We start from the raw sequence: 22856 nt of genomic DNA, 5'->3' as shown, positions 1-22856 counted from the left end.
CTTAGCCGTGGCTAACGACAATCAAGCGTAGCGAGTCCAGCTGAACCTGCGCCTTGGCAATGTAGCCGGACAGCTCGGTGATTTGGCTCTCCAGCAGTACTAGCTCGTCATCACGGATGTTCGGGTTGACCGCCTTCAGTGCCTGTAGGCGATCAAGCTCGGCACGCAGGGTGGTTTCCATCTCTGTTTGCGCGTTTTCGCGTACGGACACCAGTTCTTTGGCAACCGCCGCTTCAGCGTGCTCAATAAGGACGTGGATATCTTTTTGCACTGAGTTAACCAATTTACTGCCAAGGTGGCGGTTTACCGGGCTCAGCTGGCGGTTGAAGCCTTCAAACTCCACATTGGCCGACAGGTTGTTACCTTTGGCATCCAGCAGGACCCGGATCGGCGTTTTCGGCAGGAAGCGGCCAATGCCCGATTGCTTCGGCGCCTGGGCATCGACAACGTATACCAATTCAAGCAGCAAGGTGCCGGCCGGTAGTGCCTTGTTCTTCAATAGTGATACCGCTGTGGTACCGACACCTTCTGATAGCAGCAGATCGATACCGCCTTGGATCATTGGGTGCTCCCAGCTGATAAAGTGTAGATCTTCACGGGATAGGGCGGTATCGCGCTCGAAGGTGATAGTACAACCATCGTATGGTAGGCCCGGGTAGCTTGCCACCATCATATGCTCAGACGGGGTAACAACAATGGCATTTTCGCCCTTGTCGTCTTGGTTTAGGCCGATAGTGTCGAACAGGCCAAGGGCGAAGGTCACCAGGTTGGTATCGCCGTCCTTGCTGCCAATTTTTTCGACCAACTGCTGGGCCTTGTCACCGCCGTTGGAGTGGATCTCAAGCAGGCGGTCACGGCCTTGTTCCAGCTTGCCTTTTAGTTCCTGGTGCATTGCGGCGCTATCGGCGATCAGTTGTTCAAGCTGTTCACCGTCTGGTTTGTCGCTTGCCAGCAACGCGACCAAGTCGGCGCTGAACGCATCATAGACGGCGCGGCCGGTTGGGCAGGTTTCTTCAAAGGCATTCAGGCCTTCGTTGTACCAGCGGGCAAGTAGGGCTTGCGATGTGCCCTGCAGGTGCGGAACATGGATTTCGATATCACGTTTTTGGCCGATACGGTCAAGGCGGCCAATACGTTGCTCCAGCAGATCAGGGTTATTTGGCAGGTCGAACATCACCAGCTGGTTGGCAAACTGGAAGTTGCGGCCTTCGGAGCCAATTTCTGAACAAAGCAACACCTGGGCGCCATCTTCCTCTTGGGCAAAATAGGCGGCAGCCTTATCGCGCTCGATAATCGACATGCCTTCATGGAACACGGTGGCCCGAATGCCTTCGCGCTCGCGCAGCGCCTGCTCGAGGGTCAGTGCGGTTTGTGCTCGGGAGCAGATCACCAGTACTTTTTCCTGGCGGTTGGCCTTTAGCATATCCAGCAGCCAGTTGACGCGAGGGTCGAAGTTCCACCAGGTCGCCGAGTCGCCCTCGAATTCTTGGTAGATATCTTCCGGGTACAATAGCTTAACGGCTTTTTGCTCTTCGCTCATTTTGCCTGCCATCATACCGGCAACGCGCATGGCGGTTTGGTACTGGGCGGGCAGCGCCAATGGGTACATGTTGAGGTGGCGCTGGGGAAAGCCTTTGACCGCGGCACGGGTATTGCGGAATAGCACGCGGCCGGTACCGTGGCGATCCATCAGGTTATCAATTAACTCGTGGCGCGTGGTTTCTTGCTGCTCTGTATCGACATCATTTGATTCGATAATGCGCAGCATCGGTTCGATATCCTGCTCAGGCAGCAGTTCGACCAGGGTATTCTTGGCATCGTTATCCAGTTTTTCTCCAGATAGCAGTCGTGAAACCGCATCGGCAACCGGTGCGTACTGGCGCTCTTCCTCAACAAAGGCATCGTAGTCGTAGAAGCGGTCTGGATCGAGCAGGCGAAGGCGAGCAAAGTGACTTTCGTGTCCCAACTGCTCAGGTGTTGCCGTCAGCAACAGTACGCCTGGGGTTTTTTCTGCTAGCTCTTCCACAACCTGGTACTGGCGGCTCGGCTTGTCTTCGCTCCACTCGAGGTGGTGGGCTTCATCGACAACCATCAGATCCCAATCGGCTTCAAGTGCTTGTTCAAAGCGGCGGCGGCTCTTGCGCAGGAAGTCCAGCGAACACAGTACGTACTGGGCGGTATCAAATGGGTTGGCAGAGTCGGCGAATGCCTCGACGCAGCGTTCCTCGTCAAAAATTGAGAAGTGAAGGTTGAAGCGGCGCATCATCTCGACCAGCCACTGGTGCTGTAGGGTTTCAGGCACCAAGATCAAGATACGCTCGGCACGGCCCGATAGCACCTGCTGGTGGATGATCATGCCAGCTTCGATGGTCTTACCCAGGCCAACTTCATCAGCCAGCAAAACGCGGGGCGCATAGCGGCGGCCGACCTCATGGGCGATGTACAGCTGGTGGGGGATCAAGCCTGCACGCATACCGCACAAACCGCGCAGCGGGCTTTTGTGCTGCTCGTATTGGTTTTTCAGGGCGCGGTAACGCAGGGCAAAGCGATCCATGCGGTCGATCTGGCCTGCGAACAACTTGTCTTGCGGCTTGTTGAAACGGATCTGGTTGCTCAGGAAAATCTCGCGCAGCGCAACGTTTTCTTCTTCGGTATCGGTACGGGTACCGACATAAGTGAAAACACCGCCGTCTTCGTCGACGCGCTCGACCTTGAGCGACCAACCTTCATGGCTTTCAACCACATCACCGACATTGAACATTACGCGGGTAACGGGAGCATCATTTCGGGCATAGAGACGGTTCTCTTCTGAGGCGGAGAACATCAGGGTAACGGTTCTGGCATCGGCTGCCACAACGGTTCCCAAACCCAAATCACTTTCAGTATCACTGATCCAACGTTGACCCAAAGCAAATGGCATAGTGGTTAAAACCTTCTAATTATTTGATATTAAGGAGAATGCTAAACCGATGTGCTGGCATTATTGAACTACACTCAAAGTAATACCGTACAACAGCAAGAAAACTATGTGCCGATTGGCAAAGTTGTCGGTATATAAGTGTAAGCCAGAAATCGCACCGGTAAAAAAGGGGAGTAATGTTACTGCATGCTGTGAGCAAGGTCACGGCTAAAGTGGCAAGAAACTCGCATTATCTAAGTGTCACATTTATTTCATTATCTCCGGTCTTTAATAGTAACAGCAGCGATTTGGCTGATGCTTAGAAAACGACGGTATTTTTACCGTTAACTTGATACCAAGGAGGTACCTATGGATGAAGTTGGACGGAAAGTCTTTGTACTGGACACCAATATTCTACTTCACGAACCCCTCGCCATTTACTCCTTCAAAGAGCATGACGTCGTTATTCCGATGACGGTGCTTGAAGAGCTCGATCGCATCAAAGACAGCAAGCGTGATGTTTCTCGCGACGCCCGTGTGGCCATCCGTGCGCTGGAGGATATCTTCCATGATGCAACACCAGAGCAAATTGCCGAAGGGATCCCATTTCACAAGCAAGGAGAAGACGCCGGGACCATCGCTATTTTTGCCGATTATGAGGTAACCGAGACGGTACATGCCTTTGCCGACAAGGCCGGGGATAACCGGATCCTCAATGGTGTCCTGTATCTACAGGCACACTATGCACCCCGAGAAGTGGTGCTCATCACCAAAGACATCAACATGCGCCTACGCGCCAAGGGGGCGGGGGTATACCATGTCGATGACTATCGCTCGGATCAGCTGATTGATGACGTGAAATTGCTGACCAAGGGCTTTTACAAGTTCGAAGGCAACTTCTGGGAAGGGGTTGGCGAATGCCACTCGGAAAGCCGTGGCCGCTCTACCCTGCACACCCTACCGGCTGATCTTTTCGATACGCCTTTTATCAACCAGTACTTAATCGATGAGGAGTCTGACTTTGCCGGCCGTGTCCAGTCAATAAACGAGGATACCCTTACTCTGAAAGACATTGGCCACGAGCGTATGATGCACCGCCAGGCATGGGGCATCCACCCTAAGAATATCTACCAGGGGATGGCGCTCGATGCGATGATGGATCCGAGTATCGACTTGGTGATTCTGACCGGCCCTGCGGGGTGTGGTAAAACCATCCTGGCCATGGCTGCTGCATTGGAGCAGGTGATTGAAAAAGGGATGTACGACAAGATAATCGTGACCCGCAACACCCCGGAAATTGCCGAGTCGATTGGTTATCTACCGGGTACCGAAGAAGAAAAAATGATGCCATGGCTCGCGGCCGTGACGGACACCATGGAGGCATTGCACAAGAACGACGTGTGCACCGATGGCTCGATGAAATACATTTACGACAAAGCGAATATCCAGTTCAAGTCGATAAACTTTATGCGTGGACGCTCAATCCAGAATGCCTTTGTGCTGTTGGATGAGTGCCAGAACTTAACCGCCTCACAGATCAAGACCATCATTACCCGCTGTGGGGAAGGCACCAAGCTTGTTTGCTCCGGTAACTTGGCGCAAATCGATTCCAGTTACCTTTCTCCCGTTACCTCGGGCTTGACCTACATTGTCGAGCGTTTCAAAAACTTCGAGGGCAGTGCCAATATTTATCTCAACGGCGTCGTCCGCAGCCGTTTGGCAGAATTTGCGGAAGAGAACCTTTAATCCCAACCCTGTAGGTTCACGACCCAATTACAAGGGGCTGGCTGGTGATAGCCAGCCCTTTTTCCATCATCGAATGTTGTTCGCCTAAATGGTTAACGCTGCCCAAGGTAGCGCTTGAGTGCGTCATCCTGCGGTGCCTCTATCAGCTCCCTCGCGGAGCCGAAAACCTTGATGGTGCCTTGATCAATAAAGGCACACTTATCGGCAATCTTCAGGGCGTCATCCGGGCTGTGGGTGACCATTAATACGGTAGTCCCTTGCTCGTTGGCAAGTTTTCTAACGAGTTCCAGCATTTCTTGGTGCAGAGCCGGATCCAGTGCCGAGAAGGGCTCGTCGAGCAATAGCAATGGTCGTTTTCTCAGCAGGCAACGGGCCAGCGCGACACGTTGCCGCTGGCCGCCGGAAAGTTGCTCGGGTAGGCGCTCAAGGTAATTTTGTAACCCCACCTTGGCGGCCGCGACGACAATCTCTTCTTTTTGGCTGGCATCAAGCTTAAGCCCGGGATGCAGGCCCAAACCGATGTTTTCAAACACGCTCAGGTGGGGAAAAAGATTGTGCTCTTGAAACAAGATGGAGAGCGGACGTTTTGCCGGGTGAAGGTGCTCGACATTGCTGCCCTCGATAAGCAAGCGGCCACTATCAGGCAGCAAAAAGCCGGCCACCATCGCCAGCAAGGTGCTCTTGCCAGCACCGCTAGGGCCAATCAAGGCCACGATATCACCCTTGTTAACTTCAAGGTCGAAACAAAGCCGGGTGGCCTCGCCCCTGCATGTCGCTGGGCGGTAGATATGGCAAAGTTGCTTTAGCTCTAGCATGTCGGTTTCCGGATCACGATTTTTTCCACAAGGCTGAAGATCCCAAGGCTGAGTAGCAATAAGATCAGGGCAGCAACGGCGGCGGCATCCATTTGGTAGCTGCCAAGTAGCTGGAATAGGTAAAGGGGCAGTGTTTGAAAGTCCTGGCTGCCAAACAGGGCGATGGCCCCCAAATCGCCGAGCGATAGCACGAAGCCAATTGCCATGGCTTGGGCTATCGGTTTTTTCAATGCCCGCCACTCAACCAGTTTGAGGCGCGCAACACCGGACATGCCAAGGCTCTGGCAGAGCTGATCATATTGCTGGGCAATATGCAGCATGGGCTGGCTGAGCGTCTTCAGCACATAAGGCAGTGCCATTAGGGCATTAACGGCAACGACGACCCAGAACGCGGCTGCAAACACATCGGTATGCTGGCGAAGCAGCAGGAAGATCCCCGTGCTCAGTACTAACCCTGGCGTGACCAATATAATGGTGCCGACAAGCTCCAGGCCGTCTGCCCGCCATTTTTGTGCATGGAGCCGCCATTGCCTGCTGGTCAGCAAAATACAGATGCCTGCTAGCAAGGATAAAACACAGGCCAGAAAAGCGATTTGAAGTGAGTGAGTAATCGCTTGCCATAGGCTGGGCTCCACCAGAAGGGGGAAGGTTTGTGGGTTTAGCCCTGCGACGACCACGGCAGCCAATGGGGGCAGCACCAAGCCCATCACAAGCACAATCCAGCAGGCGTCCCAGCACTTTGAGCGCAGGCTATCGAAGTGGGCGAGCCGTTGCGGGGTGGTATTGTGGCTGCTGGTTGCCAGCGGCTTGGCAAAACGTTGGGTGATGAGCACCAAGCTGGCGCACAGCAGCATTTGCCACAAGGCGAGTATGGCCCCGCCGGCAAGATCGAAGTCGTAGCGAAGTGCTTGGTAGATGGCCAGCTCGATGGTGGTTGCCTTGGGGCCGCCGCCGAGCGACATGACCACCGCAAAGCTGGTAAAGCACAGCATGAAGACAAGGCTGATAGCATGGGGAAGCTGCTGGCGTAGCCGTGGCCAAGCCACAAAACGGAACGTATGCCAGCTGGACAGTCCGAGCTGGGCTGCCAACTGGTGCTGCTCTGTCGGTATCCCCTCAAGGCTTTGGTATAGCAGGCGGGTAGCCAGTGGCAAATTGAGGAATACGTGCGCAAGCAAGATACCGTTCAGGCCATAAATAGAGAGCGTGCCTTGCCAGCCCAGCCAATGGAGTAGCTGGGAGAGTAGGCCGCTTTTACCGTAGATGGCCAATAAACCAAACACGGCAACCAACACCGGCAATACCAAGGTCAAGGCAAATAGCCGAATAAGCAGCGCTTTGCCTGGAAATTGGCGACGCGATAGGGCATAGGCCACCGGCATGGCAGGCAGGACGCTGAGCAGGGTCGAGAGCAAGGCTTGTTTAAAGGTAAAGCCTGTTACATGGCGCAGGTAGCTATCATGCCAAAGGGAGCCGATATCGAGCACTTGCGCCTCGCCAATCAAGGTGGCAATAGCACTGATCACGAGGCACAAGATCAGCCCGGCGGTGAGCAAGCCGGGCAGAGCAGAGGTGTTGCGGGTATTCAAAAGTAAGTGCCTACTACTGCGTTAGCGCTTGTTGCCATTCGCGTATCCAACTGCGGCGTTGGGAAGCAACTTCATCGGCACTGAACTCCAGTGTTTTTGATGGAATGGTTAGCTTTTCAAATCCCTCCGGTAATGCCTGGTCGGTAACCGGGTACATCCAGTTGCCCGTCGGAATCGCTTGCTGGAAAGCCGGGGTCAGAATAAATGCCATGAACTCATCGGCCAGTTTTTGGTTCGGACTATTTTTTAATTTCGCGGCAACCTCAACTTGCATGTAGTGGCCTTCACTAAAATCGGCCGCCTTGTATTTGGCTTCGTTTTCCGCAATCAAGTGATAAGCCGGTGAGGTGGTGTAGGAGAGCACCATATCGGCCTCGCCTTTTAGGAACATGCTATATGCTTCCGACCAACCCTTGGTGACGGTGACCGTTTTCTTTGCCAGCTGTTGCCATGCCTGTGCTGCTTCGTCGCCATAAACCGACTTCATCCAAAGCATCAACCCTTGCCCCGGCGTCGAGGTACGCGGATCTTGGTAGATGATGCTGATATCATCGCGGGTGACTAACTCGTCAAGGCTCTTGGGCGGCGAGGCCAGCTTGCTGCTGTCGTAGACGAAAGCAAAGTAGCCATAGTCGTATGGCACAAATGTCGTGTCGGACCAACCATTGGGTAGGGCTACCTTGCCGGTATCCATACCGTGCTCGGCGAGCAGGCCGGTTTTCTTTGCTTCGCTCAAGAGGTTATTGTCTAGGCCGAGAAGAATATCGGCTTTGCTGCTTTTTCCTTCAAGGCGGACACGGTTGAGGATGGATACCCCGTCATCAAGCGCCACTAAGTTCAAATCGCAATCGCACTGGGCTTCGAAAGCCTGCTCAATGGCCGGGCCCGGCCCCCAGTCTGAGGCAAAAGAGCTGTAAGTGTATACGGTGAGGGTATTGTCGGCAGCCATTGCCGAATTAGCTGACATTGCCAAAGTAATGATAGGTAATAGCTTTTTCACTGTGCGCTCCTGAATCTCTCGCATCCGGCAAGAGGAGGTGGGTAACGGTGGTAACCGTGAATGAGAACGAGTGCTATTGTAATGTGACAGCCTATTGCTTGCCAGCATAAAACGGCCGCCATCCATTAATCGGCGCTATCAATACCCTCAAGGTTGCCATTATTTTGCCTCGTTGAGCGACCAGTTGTAATCGTAGCTGACCTTGCCGAGCGTGACGGGACTGCCCTGCCGGTACTGGTTGATATGCGCTTGCAGTTGGCGTTTGCTGCCAAAGTCGCTGCCATACCAGTCATAGATTGATGACAAGCGAGTGCTGCTGCCTGACGGGCTGACGCCTTTGCTGCTGTTGATGAAGCGGTTGGCCGCTTTATCCAGCAGGGCCTGATGGTTGCTGGCGGTAAAGACGGTTGGTTGCAAGTCCGGGCAGCCGAGGCTGGCACAGTTGACGGCATAATGGATCCGGGGATCGCGCCAGATCGGGCGTAAAATCCGGTGCTCGATATCGTTAAGCGAGAGCTTTTGCCCGTCGACTGTCACGAGTTTTTCGTCCCATGGCCCGAAACTGAAAAATCCCCCCAGTTTGGTGATGGACTTGAGCGGGTAGTTATCAAGGATCAACTGTACGGTAAGGGCATTGTAAAGGTTGACCCAATAGGCGAACTGCTCGCGACGGTTTAGCTGGCGGGGATCCACTGCGCCGAGATCCCTAAGGTAGCGGTCTAGTTCGTACTTGTCAGCATCACTGACCGCCTTGTAACGGAACAGGGTCTGCTTGGGTTGGACGACCAGGTACTTATCAAGCAGCACTTGCCAGCGCTGGTGGTCGACCACCTTCTGGCTGCTGGCGTTATGCTGCTGCCAGTATGGCCACAGGTCGGCTTTGGGCGCGGCAAGGACTAGGCTGGAGAAAAACAACAATAAGCAAGCAAGTAGTCGGGGCATGGGGATTCCTCGTTCTCGGTCGGTATGGATATAAGCGCGTTACTACCTCGATAGACAAAGACCTTATGACGGGCGGATTTATTACAATGAAGATAAAAAAATACCCCGGCCGTGGCCGGGGTATTGTAGCGGTTTCGTTAGCCGTTAAGCCAAGAAGGCAGGGATTTTGCTCTCATAGGCTGCGATCTTGTCTTCGTGCTGCAAGGTTAGGCCGATGTTATCCAAGCCGTTCAATAGGCAGTGGCGACGGAACTCATCGATTTCGAAGCTGTACTGCTTACCGTTGGCAGTCACAAGCATGGCTTCCAAATCCACGGTGACTTCAGCGCCTTCGTTGGCTTCGACATACTGGAAGATCTCGTCGACTTCCTGCTCGGTCAGGCGAACCGGTACCATTTGGTTGTTGATCGAGTTGCCGTAGAAAATGTCGGCAAAACTTGGTGCGATCATCACTTGGATACCGTAATCAGCCAGTGCCCATGGCGCGTGCTCGCGGGATGAGCCGCAGCCGAAGTTTTCACGTGCCAGCAAGATACTCGCCCCTTGGTAGCGTGGTGCGTTCATCACAAACTCAGGGTTTGGCTGCTCACCGGCATCGTCAAGGAAGCGCCAGTCATGGAATAGGTGCTTGCCGAAACCGGTGCGGGTTACTTTCTGCAGAAACTGCTTAGGGATGATGGCATCGGTATCAACGTTCGCGGCATCCAATGGAACGACCAAGCCCGTATGTTGTTTAAATCCTGTCATTATCTCGTTCCTTTTCTTAAGCCGTTTCTGCAACGTTTTCTAGTTCGCGAATGTCAACAAAGTGACCGGCACAAGCGGCGGCTGCAGCCATTGCCGGGCTCACTAGGTGGGTACGACCGTCACGGCCTTGGCGGCCTTCGAAGTTTCGGTTACTGGTTGAGGCACAGCGCTCGCCTGGGCCTAGGCGGTCATTGTTCATTGCAAGACACATTGAACAACCCGGTAGGCGCCACTCAAAGCCAGCTTCGATGAAGATCTTATCCAGTCCTTCTTGTTCAGCCTGCGCCTTCACTTGCTCCGATCCTGGCACAACCAATGCCTGCACGTTGGCAGCGACTTTGCGGCCTTTGGCAATGGCAGCTGCCGCGCGCATGTCTTCGATACGCGAGTTGGTACAAGAACCAATAAATACTTTGTCGATGCTGAAATCAGACAACTTCTTGCCTGCTTCCAAGCCCATGTAGGCCAGTGCTTTTTCAGCAGAAGCTTGCTCTACCGGATCGGTAAAGTCAGCCGGGCCCGGGATTGGCTGGTCGACGGCAATCACTTGGCCTGGGTTTGTGCCCCAAGTGACCTGTGGCTTGATGTCTTTGGCATCCAAGATGACAACAGTGTCAAACTCGGCATCGTCGTCAGTTTTTAGCGTCTTCCAGTATTCGATAGCCGCTTCTAGATCGCCGCCAGCTGGCGAGAATTTACGATCCTTGATGTAGTCGAACGTGGTTTGGTCAGGGGCAATCAGGCCCGCTTTTGCGCCTAGCTCGATAGCCATGTTACAGACCGTCATACGGCCTTCCATGGTTAGGTCGGTGATCGCTTCACCGCAGAACTCAACCACGTGGCCGGTACCGCCAGCTGCCGTCGTCTTGCCGATAATGGCCAGCACGATGTCCTTGGCGGTAATGCCTTCTGTGACCTTGCCTTTGACCTCGATTTTCATCGTTTTGGCGCGGGCTTGCTTCAGGGTCTGGGTGGCCAGTACGTGTTCTACTTCCGATGTACCGATACCAAACGCCAATGAGCCGAATGCACCGTGGGTGGCGGTATGGGAGTCGCCGCATACAATCGTCATGCCCGGTAGGGTGATGCCCAGCTCTGGGCCCATGACATGGACGATGCCTTGGTATTTGTGGTTCAGGTCATATAGGGTAACGCCGAACTCTTCGCAGTTTTTCGCCAGTGTCTCCATTTGGATGCGGGCCATCTCGCCTGAGGCTTTGATGTCCTTGGTCTGGGTAGAGACGTTATGGTCCATGGTGGCGAAGGTTTTGCCGACTTGGCGAACCTTACGGCCTTTTTCACGCAAGCCGTCAAAGGCTTGCGGCGACGTCACTTCGTGCACCAAGTGACGATCGATGTATAGGATAGGGTTCTCGCCTTCCGCGGCAACCGCAACGTGGGCATCATAGATTTTTTCGTATAGCGTCTGTGGCGCTTTAGTAGTAGACATTGCTCATTTGCTCCTTGTTGCGATTAGGCTTGGCGAACGTACTGGGCAATTTTATCGCCCATTTCGCTGGTGCTCAGTGCCGGGCCGTTGCCCGCTAGGTCGGCGGTTAGCTCACCGGCTTCAAGTGCTTGCGATACCGCTTGCTCGATAGCACGTGCTGCCTGCTCTTCGCCTAGGCTGTAGCGTAGCATTAGGGCTGCAGATAGGATCTGTGCTACCGGGTTGGCAATGTTCTTGCCCGCGATATCCGGTGCCGAACCGCCCGCAGGCTCGTACATGCCGAACTTGTCTTGGTTCAAGCTTGCTGATGGCAGCATGCCCATAGAGCCCGTGATCATTGCACATTCGTCCGAGATGATATCGCCAAAGATGTTCGAGCAAAGCATCACGTCAAACTGCGATGGGTCTTTGATCAACTGCATGGTCGCGTTGTCGATGTACATGTGGTTTAGCGTGACTTCCGGGTAGTCTTTCGCCACTTCCTCAACCACTTCGCGCCAAAGGATAGAGCTCTGCAGCACATTTGCTTTGTCGATGGAGTAAACATTCTTGTTACGTAGCATGGCCGATTCGAATGCGATGCGGGCAATGCGCTCGATTTCGTAACGGTGGTAAATCTCTGTGTCGTAAGCTTTCTCTTCCGGTCCTTCACCTTCGCGGCCCTTTGGTTGGCCGAAGTAGATACCGCCAGTCAGCTCGCGCACTACCACAATATCAAAGCCGCGCTCCGAGATATCGGCACGTAGCGGCGAGAATGCTTCTAGGCCGCTGTGGATTTGTGCTGGGCGTAGGTTGCAGAAAAGCTGAAAGTGCTTGCGCAATGGCAGCAGTGCACCGCGCTCAGGCTGATCATTCGGCGCTAGGTGTTCCCACTTAGGGCCACCGACAGAGCCAAACAAGATCGCATCTGATTCTTCACAGCCTTTCAGTGTTGCTTCCGGCAGTGGACAACCATGGTTGTCGATGGCGATACCACCAACATCGTATTCGTTGCACGTTAGGGTGAAGCCGAATTTCTCTTGCGCAGCATCCAATACTTTGTGGGCTTGCTGCATTACTTCTGGACCAATACCGTCACCCGGTAAAACGGCAATTTTATATGTACCTGCCATGGTTATACTGTCTCCATCTGGGATTTCTGTTTAATTTCTGCAATTTGGTCTGCGCGGTGGATACTGTTGATCACATGCAGTAGCGCTTGGCCTGATGCTTCAACGATATCGGTCGCCAAGCCCGTGCCGTGATACTTACGGCCTTTGTAGTTTGCGATAATGTCTGCCTGGCCCAAGCCGTCTTCACCCTCACCCTTGGCGGTAAGGTCAAACTTGTCCAATACGATGTCGTAACCGGTTAGGCGGTAGATACACTGGTAAAGCGCATCAACCGGGCCGTTGCCCACAGCCGCTTCGCATTTCTCTTCGTCGCCGCACTGTAGCTTGATGCTGGTGGTCGCCATCACGCTACCCGACTGTACGCTTAGGTAGTTCAACTTGAAGAAGTCATCTTCCTCGCGCAGATTGGCAAAATGCATCAAGGCTTCTAAGTCATAGTCGAATACTTGGCCTTTGCGATCGGCAAGTTTAAGGAAGTCGGCGTATAGCTCGTCTAGGTTGTACTCATTCTCGGTGTAGCCCAGCGCATCCATATGGCTCTTCACGGCGGCACGGCCTGAACGTGAAGTTAGGTTCAGCGCTTGGTTCTTAAGGCCAATCGACTCAGGGGTCATGATCTCGTAGGTGTTCTTGTTCTTTAGCATGCCATCTTGGTGGATACCCGATGAGTGGCTGAAGGCGTTGGCACCCACGATAGCCTTGTTGGCTTGTACCGGCATGTTACACAGCTGGCTGACCATTTTGCTGGTGCGGTGGATTTCGTCGTGCTTGATGTTGGTGTGAACGCCTAGGAATTCGGCACGGGTCTTGATGATCATCGCGATTTCTTCCAGCGAACAGTTGCCTGCCCGCTCACCAATACCGTTGATGGTGCCTTCAATTTGGCGGGCGCCGGCTTGTACCGCCGCCATCGAGTTGGCAACCGACATACCCAAGTCATCGTGGCAGTGGACCGAGATGATCGCCTTGTCGATATTCGGTACGCGCTCAAATAGCTGGCCAACAATACCACCAAACTCGTTTGGTAGGGTGTAGCCCACGGTATCGGGGATATTGATGGTGCTGGCACCGGCGTCGATAGCCGCCTCTACCATGCGGCATAGGTTGTCGATAGGAGTTCGGCCTGCATCTTCGCAAGAGAACTCGACATCATCGGTGTAGTTGCGGGCACGCTTAACTGCCGCCACGCCCATTTCGATCACATCGTCGTAACTACGGCGTAGTTTGTCCTGAACGTGTACCGTTGATGTAGAAATAAAGGTATGGATACGGAATGCTTCGGCTACTTTCAATGATTCTGCCGCAACATCAATATCTTTGGCTACGGCACGGGATAGTGCGCACACGCGGCTGTTCTTGATGTGCTTGGCAATGGTCTGTACCGATTCGAAGTCACCGGGTGATGAAACCGGGAAGCCAGCTTCGATGACATCAACACCTAAGCGCTCTAGGGCATAGGCAATTTGCAGTTTTTCTTTTACCGTTAAACTGGCTGATAGGGCCTGTTCGCCGTCACGCAAAGTGGTATCGAAAATAATGACCTGATCTTTCATTGCTACTTCCTTTCTTTCGCCTGCCTGTTTGGCTTGTCTGCATCCGCTTGCGCTGGCTTAGTCATATAAAAAACCCGCGCTTACTGCGCGGGTCTTTTTGAATTCTTAGTGGTGTTTCCCACCCATAAGCTACCCGCGCGAATTATTCACGATAAGGAGGAGGCTTAGGAGAGTTGAGAAACGCATTTTCATAATTGAAATATATCCACAAAGTTGTTTAACAAATGAATACCAAATAGACAGTGGCAACGTCAACCACTAATTGCATGTTTATTTTGTTTTTGTGGTTATTCAGTTGATTGTTAATAGTTAACTCAACATATCCGACCAGTTGTATTCACTCGCGAGGTATTTGGCTTGTGAATTCATTTGGTGTTTATGTGGGTGTGGTGAATGGTTTGGCTGTTTGAAAATTGTTAACTACTTTCGTGCCCGGCCGGGATTATTGCTTATATTAAAATTAATCATTTGATTAAATAGTGGTGAATTAATCCGGTTTTTTCATCGCCGCAATGCGCTAAAATTCATCAAGTGATTAATTAAATTTTTACTTAATTAGTAAGTAGATAAAGGTGTATTGATGGTTGGGAAAGCGGGGCGGCCTACCGGTGAGTCTGATGCTCGGGAACGGCTAATCGAAGAGGCCAGGCGGTTGTTTGTGAGCCTGCCCTACAGCAAGGTATCGACGCGGATGATAGCGGCGCGAGCCGAGGTGAATGTCGCGCTGATCCGCTATTACTTCGCCAATAAGGCCGGGCTTTATGAAGCCATGGTCCACGAAACGGCGAAGCCGATGCACAACCAGCTTGAAGTGGTCTTGCGCAAGGGGGACTTCAACTCGATCGGGGATTTGATGCGTACCTATTATCGGATCATGGCGCCAAACCCGGATATGCCCAAGTTGATTGCCCGGGCGATGACAATGGAGCCGAGCGATCCCCAGCGCCAGACAATCGAAAAGTTAATTCGGCGGGTTGCCCGTCCTACAACCGAGTTGATGTTCAAAAAGTTACAGCAGCAAGGGAAGCTTCACCCGGATATTTGCCCCGATAAAGCGCGAATGAGTTTTGTGAGTTTGATGGTTTTTCCATTTCTACTGCCGCCAGCCTTGCTGGAATTGCAAGGCATTAATATCGATGAAGATTATCTGACTGAGCTGGCCGAGCATAATATTAAGCTGCTGACTCGTGGGCTGCTGGTAGACCAAGATGGGGATGAGGATGTTGAAAAATAGAAAATGGCTGCTATTTCCTGCGGTTGCGGTAGGTATAGCGGTGTTGGTACTGGCAATGAATCTACGCCCGTCTCCCGAGGTGAAGCCGGCGCTGGAAAGGGCGCGGGTGGTTGATGTAATTAGCCTTGAGCAGCAACTGTTGGCACCCGAAGCATCTGGCTTTGGCCGGGTGGCGCCCAAGGTGGAATGGCAGGCCATTGCCGAGGTGTCGGGTAAGGTAGTTTATCGTCATCCCGATCTTGATAAGGGGCGCGTTCTCGACGCCGGAACCGTACTGCTCAAGATTGACCCGCTTGATTACGAATTGCGCCTGGCTCAGGCCGAAGCCGATGTTAGTGCGAGCCAGGCACAGCTAGCCAAATTGGAGCAGGAAGAGCAAAACCTGCAAACCACGCTCAAGATAGAAAAGAACCGCCTTGCGATTAGCAAGAAGGAGCTGGCGCGCAAGCAGGAGCTACGTACCAAGGGGCTGACCTCGCAATCGACGGTAGACTTGGAGCAGCAAAACGCCTTGGCCAGCCAGAAAGTGGTGCAGGAAATTGAGAACCAGCTGATTGTGTTGCCTAATGAGCGCAAGGTTACGCTTGCCCAGTTGGAGGTGAACCTTTCCCGCGTTAGCGAGGCACAACGTGCCCTGGAAAAAACCGTGATCACCTTACCGGTAGATGCGAGGATCTCCAGTGTTGATATCGAGCAGGATCAGGTGGTGAACGCCCAACAGGTGATGGTGGTGGCGCACGGTATCGACACGGTGGAAATTGATGCCCAAATAGCCCTCCATGATATGCAGGTGCTGGCGGCAAGCCTCACCCAGTATACCGCCCATGCCGATGGCCGGCCGAGAGCTGATCAGCTTGATCTGAGTGCGAGTATCCAACTGTCGAGTGGCAGCTTTATCCAGCGATGGCCGGCGAAGGTGACCCGTATCAGCGATACGGTGAGTGCCAACCAAGCAACCGTGGGGGTGATCCTCGAAGTGGACCAAGACTACAGCCAGCTCTCGCCTGAGTCGGCTCCGCCACTGGTCAATGGCATGTTTGTCGAAGCAAGGCTCTCGGGTCAACCCAATCCGCATTGGGTGATCCCAGAGCGGGCGTTGCACGGTGATAAGGTTTATTTGGTTGATAGTGATAGTAACCTTAAAATTCAAACTGTTACTGTGCTATTTCGTCGAGGTGGCCATGTCGCGATTAGCGGCGACTTAGCTTCTGGTACCCAGTTGGTGGTGAATGACTTATTGCCTGCGGTGTCGGGAATGGCTTTGAAGGTTGTGACCTTGAACGGTAATCCGGTTGAAGAGGCCCGGGTTCAAGACCAAGAGCAAGATCAGGAGCCGGCAGCATGATCCGCTATTTTTCCCGTCACCCAACCGCAGCCAATTTGATGATGTTGGCACTGATTCTGTTGGGACTGGTGTCGTTGCCAAAGATCAAGCGCGAAACGTTCCCTGAATTTGCCCCGCCTTACATCATCGCCTCGGTGGTCTATCCCGGTGCCTCGCCGCAGGAAGTGGAAGAAAGCATCTGTATGCGGATGGAGGATGCCGTCGATGGGTTGGCAAACATTGAAGAGACCCGCTGTGAGGCGGTAGAAGGCTCGGCATCGTTGATCCTCAAGCTAACCAATAGCGATGTTGTTTCGCGCATGCTGGTGGATGTGCAGACCCAGATTAACGCCATTAATGATTTTCCGGTCGAGATCGAGTCGCCAATTGTACGCGAGTTGGATTGGAACGAGCCGGTTGTCGATGTTGCGATTAAGGCCGATACCAGTTTGCCGCACTTGAAAGCCTATGCCGAGCAGCTCAAACGCACCCTAAAGCTTGATTATGATGTTTCGCTGGTCGAGGTCAGTGGCTTCTCCGACCATCAGCTCAGGGTGGAACTCGACGAGGTGGCGATACGCCAGCTTGGCCTGAGTGTCAGTGATATTGCCAATAAACTGAGCCGTCAAAATATCAAGTTGCCCAGTGGTAACATTGAATTGGCCGATCGCAACCTACTGATCCGATTCGATGAGCAGAAAATCACCCCGGATACCATTGCCAAAACCGTGGTGGGGGCAGATAGCCAAGGGGCAGTGCTGCGCCTTGGGGATGTTGCCACAATCACCGACCGCTTTGCCCTTGATGAGCAGAAGGTGTTGTTCGACGGGGTGCCGTCGGCCATGCTGCGGGTAAGCAAGAACAAGGCCGATGATGCCTTGCGGATCAAAGAGCGGGTGGCTGCCTTTGTCGAAGCCGAAAACCAGCGCGCACCAACGGGGGTCACCCTGACCTTGACCAATGATCTCTCTTCGCTGCTTTGGGATCGCCTCACTATGATGGTGAAGAACGGTTGGCAGGGGGTCATCTTGGTCTTTGCGGTAATGTGGCTGTTTTTCTCGTTCCGCTACTCGTTCTGGATTGCCGCGGGATTGCCGGTGGCCTTCCTTGGCAGTATGTACTTGATGGCGACCTTCTCTTTATCTATCAATATTATGTCGCTGGTTGGCCTATTAATGGCGATCGGGATCATGATGGATGATGCGATAGTGATCTCCGAGTCGATAGCGTCGCATTTGGATCGGGGCCAGAAGATCCAAGATGCGGTGTATAACGGGGTGAGGAAAGTCTTGCCGGGGGTGGTGTCCTCGTTCCTGACCACTATCTGTATTTTTGGTAGCTTGATCTTCCTTGACGGGGAGATGGGGGCGGTACTTCGTGTGGTCCCACAGGTACTTATCCTGGTGTTATCCATCAGTTTGGTGGAAGCATTCCTGATTTTGCCAAGCCACCTCAGCCATTCATTGCATCGCCAAAAGCAAGAAAGGCAGCCACCAAAGTGGAAGCAAAACTTCTTGGCGCGCTTTGAACAGTTTCGCAACGAGCGCCTAGTCAAGATGGTCGCGCTGGTGGTGGAGTGGCGTTACTTGTTTGTCGGCGGGGTGATTGGACTCTTGTTTGCCTCTTTCGCCTTGCTGGCTGGTGGCGGGCTTAAGTTTGTCGGCTTCCCCGAGCTTGACGGTGATATTGCCGAGGCGAGGATCATTCTGCCGCCGGGCTCGACACTGGGCCAGACTGAAGACGTTGTCGACGAAATTGTTGCTTCAGCCAAGCGGCTTAACCAAGAATGGAGCGATCGCAACGAAGGCGGTGTGCCGCTAGTTAAAAACATTACCGAGCAATTTAACTTCAATGCCGATGCCGACGAGAGTGGCCCGCATGTCGCAACGGTAAGGCTGGATTTACTCAGTGCCGAAATTCGTCATAGCTTGATTGATGAGTTTATCGATGCGTGGCGCGAGGATGTGGGTGAATTGGCAGCCCCCGTGGCCTTGGTTTACAAGCAGCCAATGATGGGGCCGGGCGGTCGTGCTATCGAAGTGCGGATGCAACATGATGATTTGGCGATGCTCAAGGCGGCATCTATCGAAACCCAGCAATTCTTTAATGAGTTTGCCGGTGTGTCTGGGGTATTGGATGACATGCGAATGGGTAAACCGGAGGTATTGATCCGCCTTCGTCCGGGGGCGGAAGCGTTCGGCGTTGACGGCCAGATGATCGCTTCCCAGCTTCGTTCGGCGTATTTCGGCCAGACCGCCGATGAAATCCAGATCGGGCCGGAGAACATTGAAATTGAAGTCATGTTCAATAAAGAGCGGGCGGCGGACCTCCAAACGTTATCCAGCTTCCCGATTATTCTATCGGACGGCAGCCAGATCCCACTGGCATCGGTGGCGATTTTGGAGCATCAGCGTAACTATGTTCGGATCCAGCGGATCAACGGATTGCGCACCTTGAGTGTGTACGGTGACTTGCAAGAGAGTGTGATCAGCTCGGGGGAGGTACTGGGTCAGTTCAGAACCAAGCTGATGCCGAAACTGCAGCAGGATTACCCGGGGCTTCGGTTCGATTTTGAAGGTGCCGCAAAAGACACTGCCGAAACGGGACAGTCGATGGCGACCGGCTTTATGTTGGGGATCTTCGGGGTATTTGTGATCTTGAGTTTCCAGTTCCGCAGCTACCTTGAACCCTTCGTGGTGTTGCTAGCTATCCCGCTGGCGTTGATCGGGGTATTCTGGGGGCACTTGCTGCTGGGCCACCCGCTCAGTATGCCGAGTATGATGGGATTTGTCTCGCTGGCTGGGGTCGTGGTGAATGATTCTATCTTGTTGGTACAGTATATCCGCCACCACCTCGATGATGGCGACGAGATAAAAAAAGCCGTGGTACTGGCAAGCCGAGAGCGCTTCAGGGCGGTATTTCTGACATCGCTAACCACCGCGGCAGGTTTGCTGCCGCTGATGCTCGAGACCAGCCTGCAGGCACAAGTGATCAAGCCTTTGGTGATCTCCATTGTGTTCGGGATCTTCACCTCGACGCTACTGGTCTTGTTTATGATCCCAGCCGCTTATGTCATCTTGGCCGATTTTAAACTGGTTCATAGGCACGAGAAGCTGGCGACTGCCTGATCTTGTTGATTGCCGGGAGGATGTTTCCTCTCGGCAAGATTGTCACCATCTTACCTTCTAACCTTCACTCGCCTGTCATATCGCATTTCTAATCTGATCACCAACTCATCAGAGAGGATTTGAATATGACTGTATTGGCTCCGATCCAGCGCTTAGACTTTGCTTTCTCTTCATTGTGCCTTGGCCATCGCTTCAACCACCAAGTGGCAAGGCTCAGCCGGGCAGTATCGCATACCGGCGACGGTCACCTATACGTTGTATTTGCCTTGTTGGTATGGGGGCTAGATTCACAGCAGGGCGGGCAAGTCCTAAAGATGGGGTTGCTCGCGTTCGCCATTGAGCTTCCGTTGTATCTGTTGCTGAAAAACAGTTTTAAGCGCGATCGTCCGCAATCCTTCCCGAGCTTTATCAAGCCATCCGATAAATACAGCCTACCTTCCGGGCATACCGCCGCGGCATTTGTCATGGCTTCTTTGATCACTGCGTTTTATCCCGATACCGCTTGGTTTATTTGGCCGTGGGCGGTAGCGATCGGTTTATCCCGGGTGCTCTTAGGGGTGCATTACCTTAGCGATATCTTTGTTGGCGCGTTGCTGGGCGTGATGTGTTTCGAATTGGTTAGCATGGCATAGGTGGCGTATGAAAATCCTTTATGGCGTACAGGGCACGGGCAATGGGCATATCTCCCGGGCGCGTGAAATGGCAAGGGCGCTGGCATCGCAGGGGGCGGAGGTTGATTACTTGTTTTCCGGCCGTCCAGCCGATCAATACTTTGATATGGAAGGCTTTGGCGATTATCAAACCCGCAGGGGGCTGACGTTCGTGACCGAAAAGGGCCAGCTGAACCAATGGAAGACCCTGATCAATAATCGCCCCCTGGCCTTACTGAAAGATATAAAGCAGCTTGATTTATCAGGCTATGATCTTGTGCTGAACGATTTTGAGCCGGTTTCGGCATGGGCGGCACGCCGCCAGAATGTACACTGCATCGGCCTGAGCCATCAAAATGCATTTTTAAAAGATGTGCCCAAGCAGAAAGCCCGCTGGAGTGATAGCTTGATCACCCGGTATTTTGCCCCTTCATCTTTGGCGCTGGGGGTGCATTGGTATCATTTTGACCAAATGATCCTGCCACCGATAGTACCGGCCAGCCAGCATAAGATTGGCAATGACGGTTCTATTTTGGTTTACCTGCCTTTCGAGCAGCTGGAGTTGGTGCTTGAGATGCTGACACGGTTTGACCAAACCAAGTTTTATTGCTTCCACCCTGACGCAAGGCATGACTACGAGCATGAGAACGTCAGCGTGCATCAGCTACACCGTGAGCACTTCCACCAACGAATGCACCAGTGCAACGGGGTGGTTGCCAACGGTGGTTTCGAGCTGCCATCAGAAGCCATCAGCTTGGGCAAGAAACTATTGCTGAAACCGCTTCATGGCCAGTACGAGCAACAAAGCAATGTGATGACGCTGGAGTTGATGGGGTTGGCGCAGTCGATGTCCTACTTATCTTCATCTTCGCTGGGGCGATGGCTTAACAGTGATGCAGTTGGCCGGGTACATATTCCCGATGTCGCGATGGCAATAGCACAGTGGATCATGAAAGGGGACTGGTATCATTGTGATGAATTGTGGCAAGCGCTTTGGTCGCAGGTTGAATTCCCCGAAACCGTCGAAGATGCGGTGCTGGAAATCCCACCTGTAAGGGGGAATATTCGCCACAAGTTATTAATCACTGGAAGTTATTAAACGCTGTTTTTTGCGCGAGGATAACGCTTACACCTTAGTTTTTTTTGCGATTTCATTCGTGAAAACTGCTTATAATTGAGCCTTTATTATAATTATAGATATTTTAGATCGTTTTATATGTGGCTTATGGTGTTGATTTAAAAGTGTTTGTATTCTGAATTCACTTTTTTATATAACACTGTTAGTTTTTGCTCTCACCCGCCTATTTATTTCATCAATCTATTTCGATGATACTTGCCTCATCCCGAAACGGGGAACTCGAATCAGGGCTTTGGATGAGCTCTATTATTCATCGGCGGCATAATGGATTTTGCCCCAACAATTAGCTCAGATAGAGGCAAAAACATGGCAAGAAGAAGTTCATCTATTCATTCCGCTGATGGGTATGGCATGGAATCAAATCTACGTAGTGTTGACCTTAACCTACTGACTGTATTTGATGCTGTAATGCAAGAGCAAAATATCACCCGAGCGGCACACAGTTTGGGTATGTCACAGCCAGCAGTAAGTAATGCAGTGGCGCGTTTGAAAGTGATGTTCAACGATGAGTTGTTCATTCGTCACGGTCGCGGTATTCAGCCAACCCAGCGTGCAAAGCAACTTTTCGGTCCACTACGCCAAGCACTGCAGTTGGTGAAAAACGAGCTACCTTCATCCATTTTTTCGCCGGAGACGTCGACACGCACTTTCAAGCTAGCCGTTTGTAGCCCATCTGATATGCGTTTTGCGCCACGTATCCTTCGCAACGTATCAGAGCAAGCACCTAACCTGCGTATGCAGCTTGAAGCCGAGTTTGATGCAGAGCTAACTCAGAAGATGCGCTACCAGGAAATCGACTTCGTGATTGACTATGTTCGCTTCGATGAGCCAGGTTTTTGCAGCACCGAGCTATTTAGCGATGAGCTAGTGGTGATTGCCGCCGATAACCACCCGCGTCTTGGCAGCACGATTTCTGAGGCTGAATTTGCCGCTGAGAAGCACGCGGTAATGAAATCTATCCCAGGCGTGAAGATGTTTGCAGACCACATCTACAAGCAGCACACGACCTACCAAGAAGCGTATCAGGGCGCGAGCCTGAGCAACATCATCTATGTTGCCGGCCAGTCTGACTTGATTGCCGTTGTACCTCGTTGGTTGGCTGAGTCTGCTGCAAGCACCCAGCAACTTAAAATCATGTCGTTGCCATTCGAGGCATCGAAAATCAGCGGTTACCTGAGCTGGCACGAGTCTTCACAAAAGGACAAAGGCCATATCTGGATGCGCGACCAGCTGCTGGAAGTCTGTGGCGATAGCTCTTACTAATTCGGCGTGCCTTAGAGAGAAAAACCAGCGAAAGCTGGTTTTTTTGTGCCTGAAAAACGGCTTTTATAGGCAGCTATAATAATTATTACCTTTCCTATTTTTGTGGTTTATTGTGCTGGAGATTACGCATTTACTTACATTTTGTAGTGTTTTTATTACAAAACGTATGTCCCTTGTAATTACTGGCTTTGCTATGGAGGTCGTACCAGAGGAATGGCGAATTTGTGAGGTTGCGTTGTTGCGTTTTTCCTTGTCACGGGTATATT

General features: G+C 52.6%; 16 protein-coding genes. 7 read left to right on the top strand and 9 right to left on the bottom strand.

What is annotated here, in order from left to right; genetic code table 11:
• Position 1 precedes the first annotated feature (1 nt).
• Positions 2-2920 carry an RNA polymerase-associated protein RapA gene (rapA, locus tag C9I98_RS21120; RefSeq protein ID WP_107272455.1) on the bottom strand — a complete coding sequence of 973 codons (2919 nt, stop codon included), beginning with the start codon at positions 2918-2920 and terminating at the stop codon, positions 2-4.
• Between the two features lie 348 nt (positions 2921-3268).
• On the opposite strand from rapA, the gene C9I98_RS21115 reads away from it, so the two are divergent.
• Positions 3269-4645, top strand: a complete 1377-nt coding sequence (locus tag C9I98_RS21115; protein WP_036822073.1) for a PhoH family protein — start codon at positions 3269-3271, stop codon at positions 4643-4645.
• A 92-nt stretch (positions 4646-4737) separates the two neighbouring features.
• Here C9I98_RS21115 and thiQ read toward each other — a convergent pair whose 3' ends face one another.
• The 8 genes from thiQ to leuA all read right to left on the bottom strand — a co-directional run bounded on the left by thiQ (position 4738) and on the right by leuA (position 13853).
• Positions 4738-5460 (bottom strand): thiamine ABC transporter ATP-binding protein, encoded by a 723-nt coding sequence (gene thiQ, locus C9I98_RS21110; protein ID WP_036822076.1) that lies wholly within the window; start codon positions 5458-5460, stop codon positions 4738-4740.
• Positions 5454-7049, bottom strand: a complete 1596-nt coding sequence (gene thiP, locus C9I98_RS21105; protein ID WP_036822079.1) for a thiamine/thiamine pyrophosphate ABC transporter permease ThiP — start codon at positions 7047-7049, stop codon at positions 5454-5456. The genes thiQ and thiP overlap by 7 nt, the downstream gene beginning before the upstream one ends.
• 13 nt (positions 7050-7062) lie before the next feature.
• On the bottom strand, positions 7063-8016 hold the full coding sequence (gene thiB / locus C9I98_RS21100; protein WP_425440730.1) for a thiamine ABC transporter substrate binding subunit: 954 nt from the start codon (positions 8014-8016) through the stop codon (positions 7063-7065).
• Between the two features lie 192 nt (positions 8017-8208).
• On the bottom strand, positions 8209-8991 hold the full coding sequence (locus tag C9I98_RS21095; protein ID WP_036820268.1) for a DUF547 domain-containing protein: 783 nt from the start codon (positions 8989-8991) through the stop codon (positions 8209-8211).
• 144 nt (positions 8992-9135) lie between these two features.
• Positions 9136-9738, bottom strand: coding sequence for a 3-isopropylmalate dehydratase small subunit (leuD, locus tag C9I98_RS21090; RefSeq protein WP_036820265.1), 603 nt, complete (start codon positions 9736-9738; stop codon positions 9136-9138).
• 16 nt (positions 9739-9754) lie between these two features.
• Positions 9755-11188 carry a 3-isopropylmalate dehydratase large subunit gene (gene leuC, locus C9I98_RS21085; protein ID WP_036820262.1) on the bottom strand — a complete coding sequence of 478 codons (1434 nt, stop codon included), beginning with the start codon at positions 11186-11188 and terminating at the stop codon, positions 9755-9757.
• 23 nt (positions 11189-11211) lie between these two features.
• A complete protein-coding gene (leuB, locus tag C9I98_RS21080) occupies positions 11212-12300 on the bottom strand; it encodes a 3-isopropylmalate dehydrogenase (RefSeq protein WP_036820259.1) in 1089 nt (362 codons plus the stop codon).
• 2 nt (positions 12301-12302) lie between these two features.
• Complete coding sequence (gene leuA / locus C9I98_RS21075) at positions 12303-13853, bottom strand: 2-isopropylmalate synthase (protein WP_107272453.1); 1551 nt, start codon at positions 13851-13853, stop codon at positions 12303-12305.
• Between the two features lie 580 nt (positions 13854-14433).
• Between leuA and C9I98_RS21070 the strand changes: the two genes are divergently transcribed.
• The 6 genes from C9I98_RS21070 (at position 14434) to leuO (ending at position 22590) form a co-directional block, all read left to right on the top strand.
• Complete coding sequence (locus tag C9I98_RS21070) at positions 14434-15087, top strand: TetR/AcrR family transcriptional regulator (protein WP_036827445.1); 654 nt, start codon at positions 14434-14436, stop codon at positions 15085-15087.
• Entirely contained in the window at positions 15074-16432 is a 1359-nt protein-coding gene (locus tag C9I98_RS21065) for an efflux RND transporter periplasmic adaptor subunit (RefSeq protein WP_107272452.1), read from the top strand. The genes C9I98_RS21070 and C9I98_RS21065 overlap by 14 nt, the downstream gene beginning before the upstream one ends.
• On the top strand, positions 16429-19539 hold the full coding sequence (locus C9I98_RS21060) for an efflux RND transporter permease subunit (RefSeq protein ID WP_036823576.1): 3111 nt from the start codon (positions 16429-16431) through the stop codon (positions 19537-19539). The genes C9I98_RS21065 and C9I98_RS21060 overlap by 4 nt, the downstream gene beginning before the upstream one ends.
• A 125-nt stretch (positions 19540-19664) precedes the next feature.
• The gene (locus C9I98_RS21055; RefSeq protein ID WP_036823573.1) at positions 19665-20171 is read left to right on the top strand and encodes a phosphatase PAP2 family protein; all 507 of its coding nucleotides are present in this window, start codon (positions 19665-19667) and stop codon (positions 20169-20171) included.
• Positions 20172-20178: 7 nt separating this feature from the next.
• Positions 20179-21288 carry an MJ1255/VC2487 family glycosyltransferase gene (locus C9I98_RS21050; protein ID WP_107272451.1) on the top strand — a complete coding sequence of 370 codons (1110 nt, stop codon included), beginning with the start codon at positions 20179-20181 and terminating at the stop codon, positions 21286-21288.
• A 345-nt stretch (positions 21289-21633) separates the two neighbouring features.
• On the top strand, positions 21634-22590 hold the full coding sequence (gene leuO, locus C9I98_RS21045; protein WP_036818698.1) for a transcriptional regulator LeuO: 957 nt from the start codon (positions 21634-21636) through the stop codon (positions 22588-22590).
• Positions 22591-22856 lie beyond the last annotated feature (266 nt).

Source organism: Photobacterium sanctipauli, from assembly GCF_003026495.1.
GTDB classification, from domain to species: Bacteria; Pseudomonadota; Gammaproteobacteria; order Enterobacterales; family Vibrionaceae; genus Photobacterium; species Photobacterium sanctipauli.
This window is presented reverse-complemented; position numbering and strand designations above follow the sequence as displayed.

What these genes read in the sequence shown, in the direction of transcription:
- rapA (WP_107272455.1), bottom strand. Translation starts at nt 2,920, where the DNA reads ATGCCATTTGCTTTGGGTCAACGTTGGATCAGTGATACTGAAAGTGAT.
- C9I98_RS21115 (WP_036822073.1), top strand. Translation starts at nt 3,269, where the DNA reads ATGGATGAAGTTGGACGGAAAGTCTTTGTACTGGACACCAATATTCTA.
- thiQ (WP_036822076.1), bottom strand. Translation starts at nt 5,460, where the DNA reads ATGCTAGAGCTAAAGCAACTTTGCCATATCTACCGCCCAGCGACATGC.
- thiB (WP_425440730.1), bottom strand. Translation starts at nt 8,016, where the DNA reads ATGTCAGCTAATTCGGCAATGGCTGCCGACAATACCCTCACCGTATAC.
- C9I98_RS21095 (WP_036820268.1), bottom strand. Translation starts at nt 8,991, where the DNA reads ATGCCCCGACTACTTGCTTGCTTATTGTTGTTTTTCTCCAGCCTAGTC.
- leuD (WP_036820265.1), bottom strand. Translation starts at nt 9,738, where the DNA reads ATGACAGGATTTAAACAACATACGGGCTTGGTCGTTCCATTGGATGCC.
- leuC (WP_036820262.1), bottom strand. Translation starts at nt 11,188, where the DNA reads ATGTCTACTACTAAAGCGCCACAGACGCTATACGAAAAAATCTATGAT.
- leuB (WP_036820259.1), bottom strand. Translation starts at nt 12,300, where the DNA reads ATGGCAGGTACATATAAAATTGCCGTTTTACCGGGTGACGGTATTGGT.
- leuA (WP_107272453.1), bottom strand. Translation starts at nt 13,853, where the DNA reads ATGAAAGATCAGGTCATTATTTTCGATACCACTTTGCGTGACGGCGAA.
- C9I98_RS21070 (WP_036827445.1), top strand. Translation starts at nt 14,434, where the DNA reads ATGGTTGGGAAAGCGGGGCGGCCTACCGGTGAGTCTGATGCTCGGGAA.
- C9I98_RS21065 (WP_107272452.1), top strand. Translation starts at nt 15,074, where the DNA reads ATGTTGAAAAATAGAAAATGGCTGCTATTTCCTGCGGTTGCGGTAGGT.
- C9I98_RS21060 (WP_036823576.1), top strand. Translation starts at nt 16,429, where the DNA reads ATGATCCGCTATTTTTCCCGTCACCCAACCGCAGCCAATTTGATGATG.
- C9I98_RS21055 (WP_036823573.1), top strand. Translation starts at nt 19,665, where the DNA reads ATGACTGTATTGGCTCCGATCCAGCGCTTAGACTTTGCTTTCTCTTCA.
- C9I98_RS21050 (WP_107272451.1), top strand. Translation starts at nt 20,179, where the DNA reads ATGAAAATCCTTTATGGCGTACAGGGCACGGGCAATGGGCATATCTCC.
- leuO (WP_036818698.1), top strand. Translation starts at nt 21,634, where the DNA reads ATGGCAAGAAGAAGTTCATCTATTCATTCCGCTGATGGGTATGGCATG.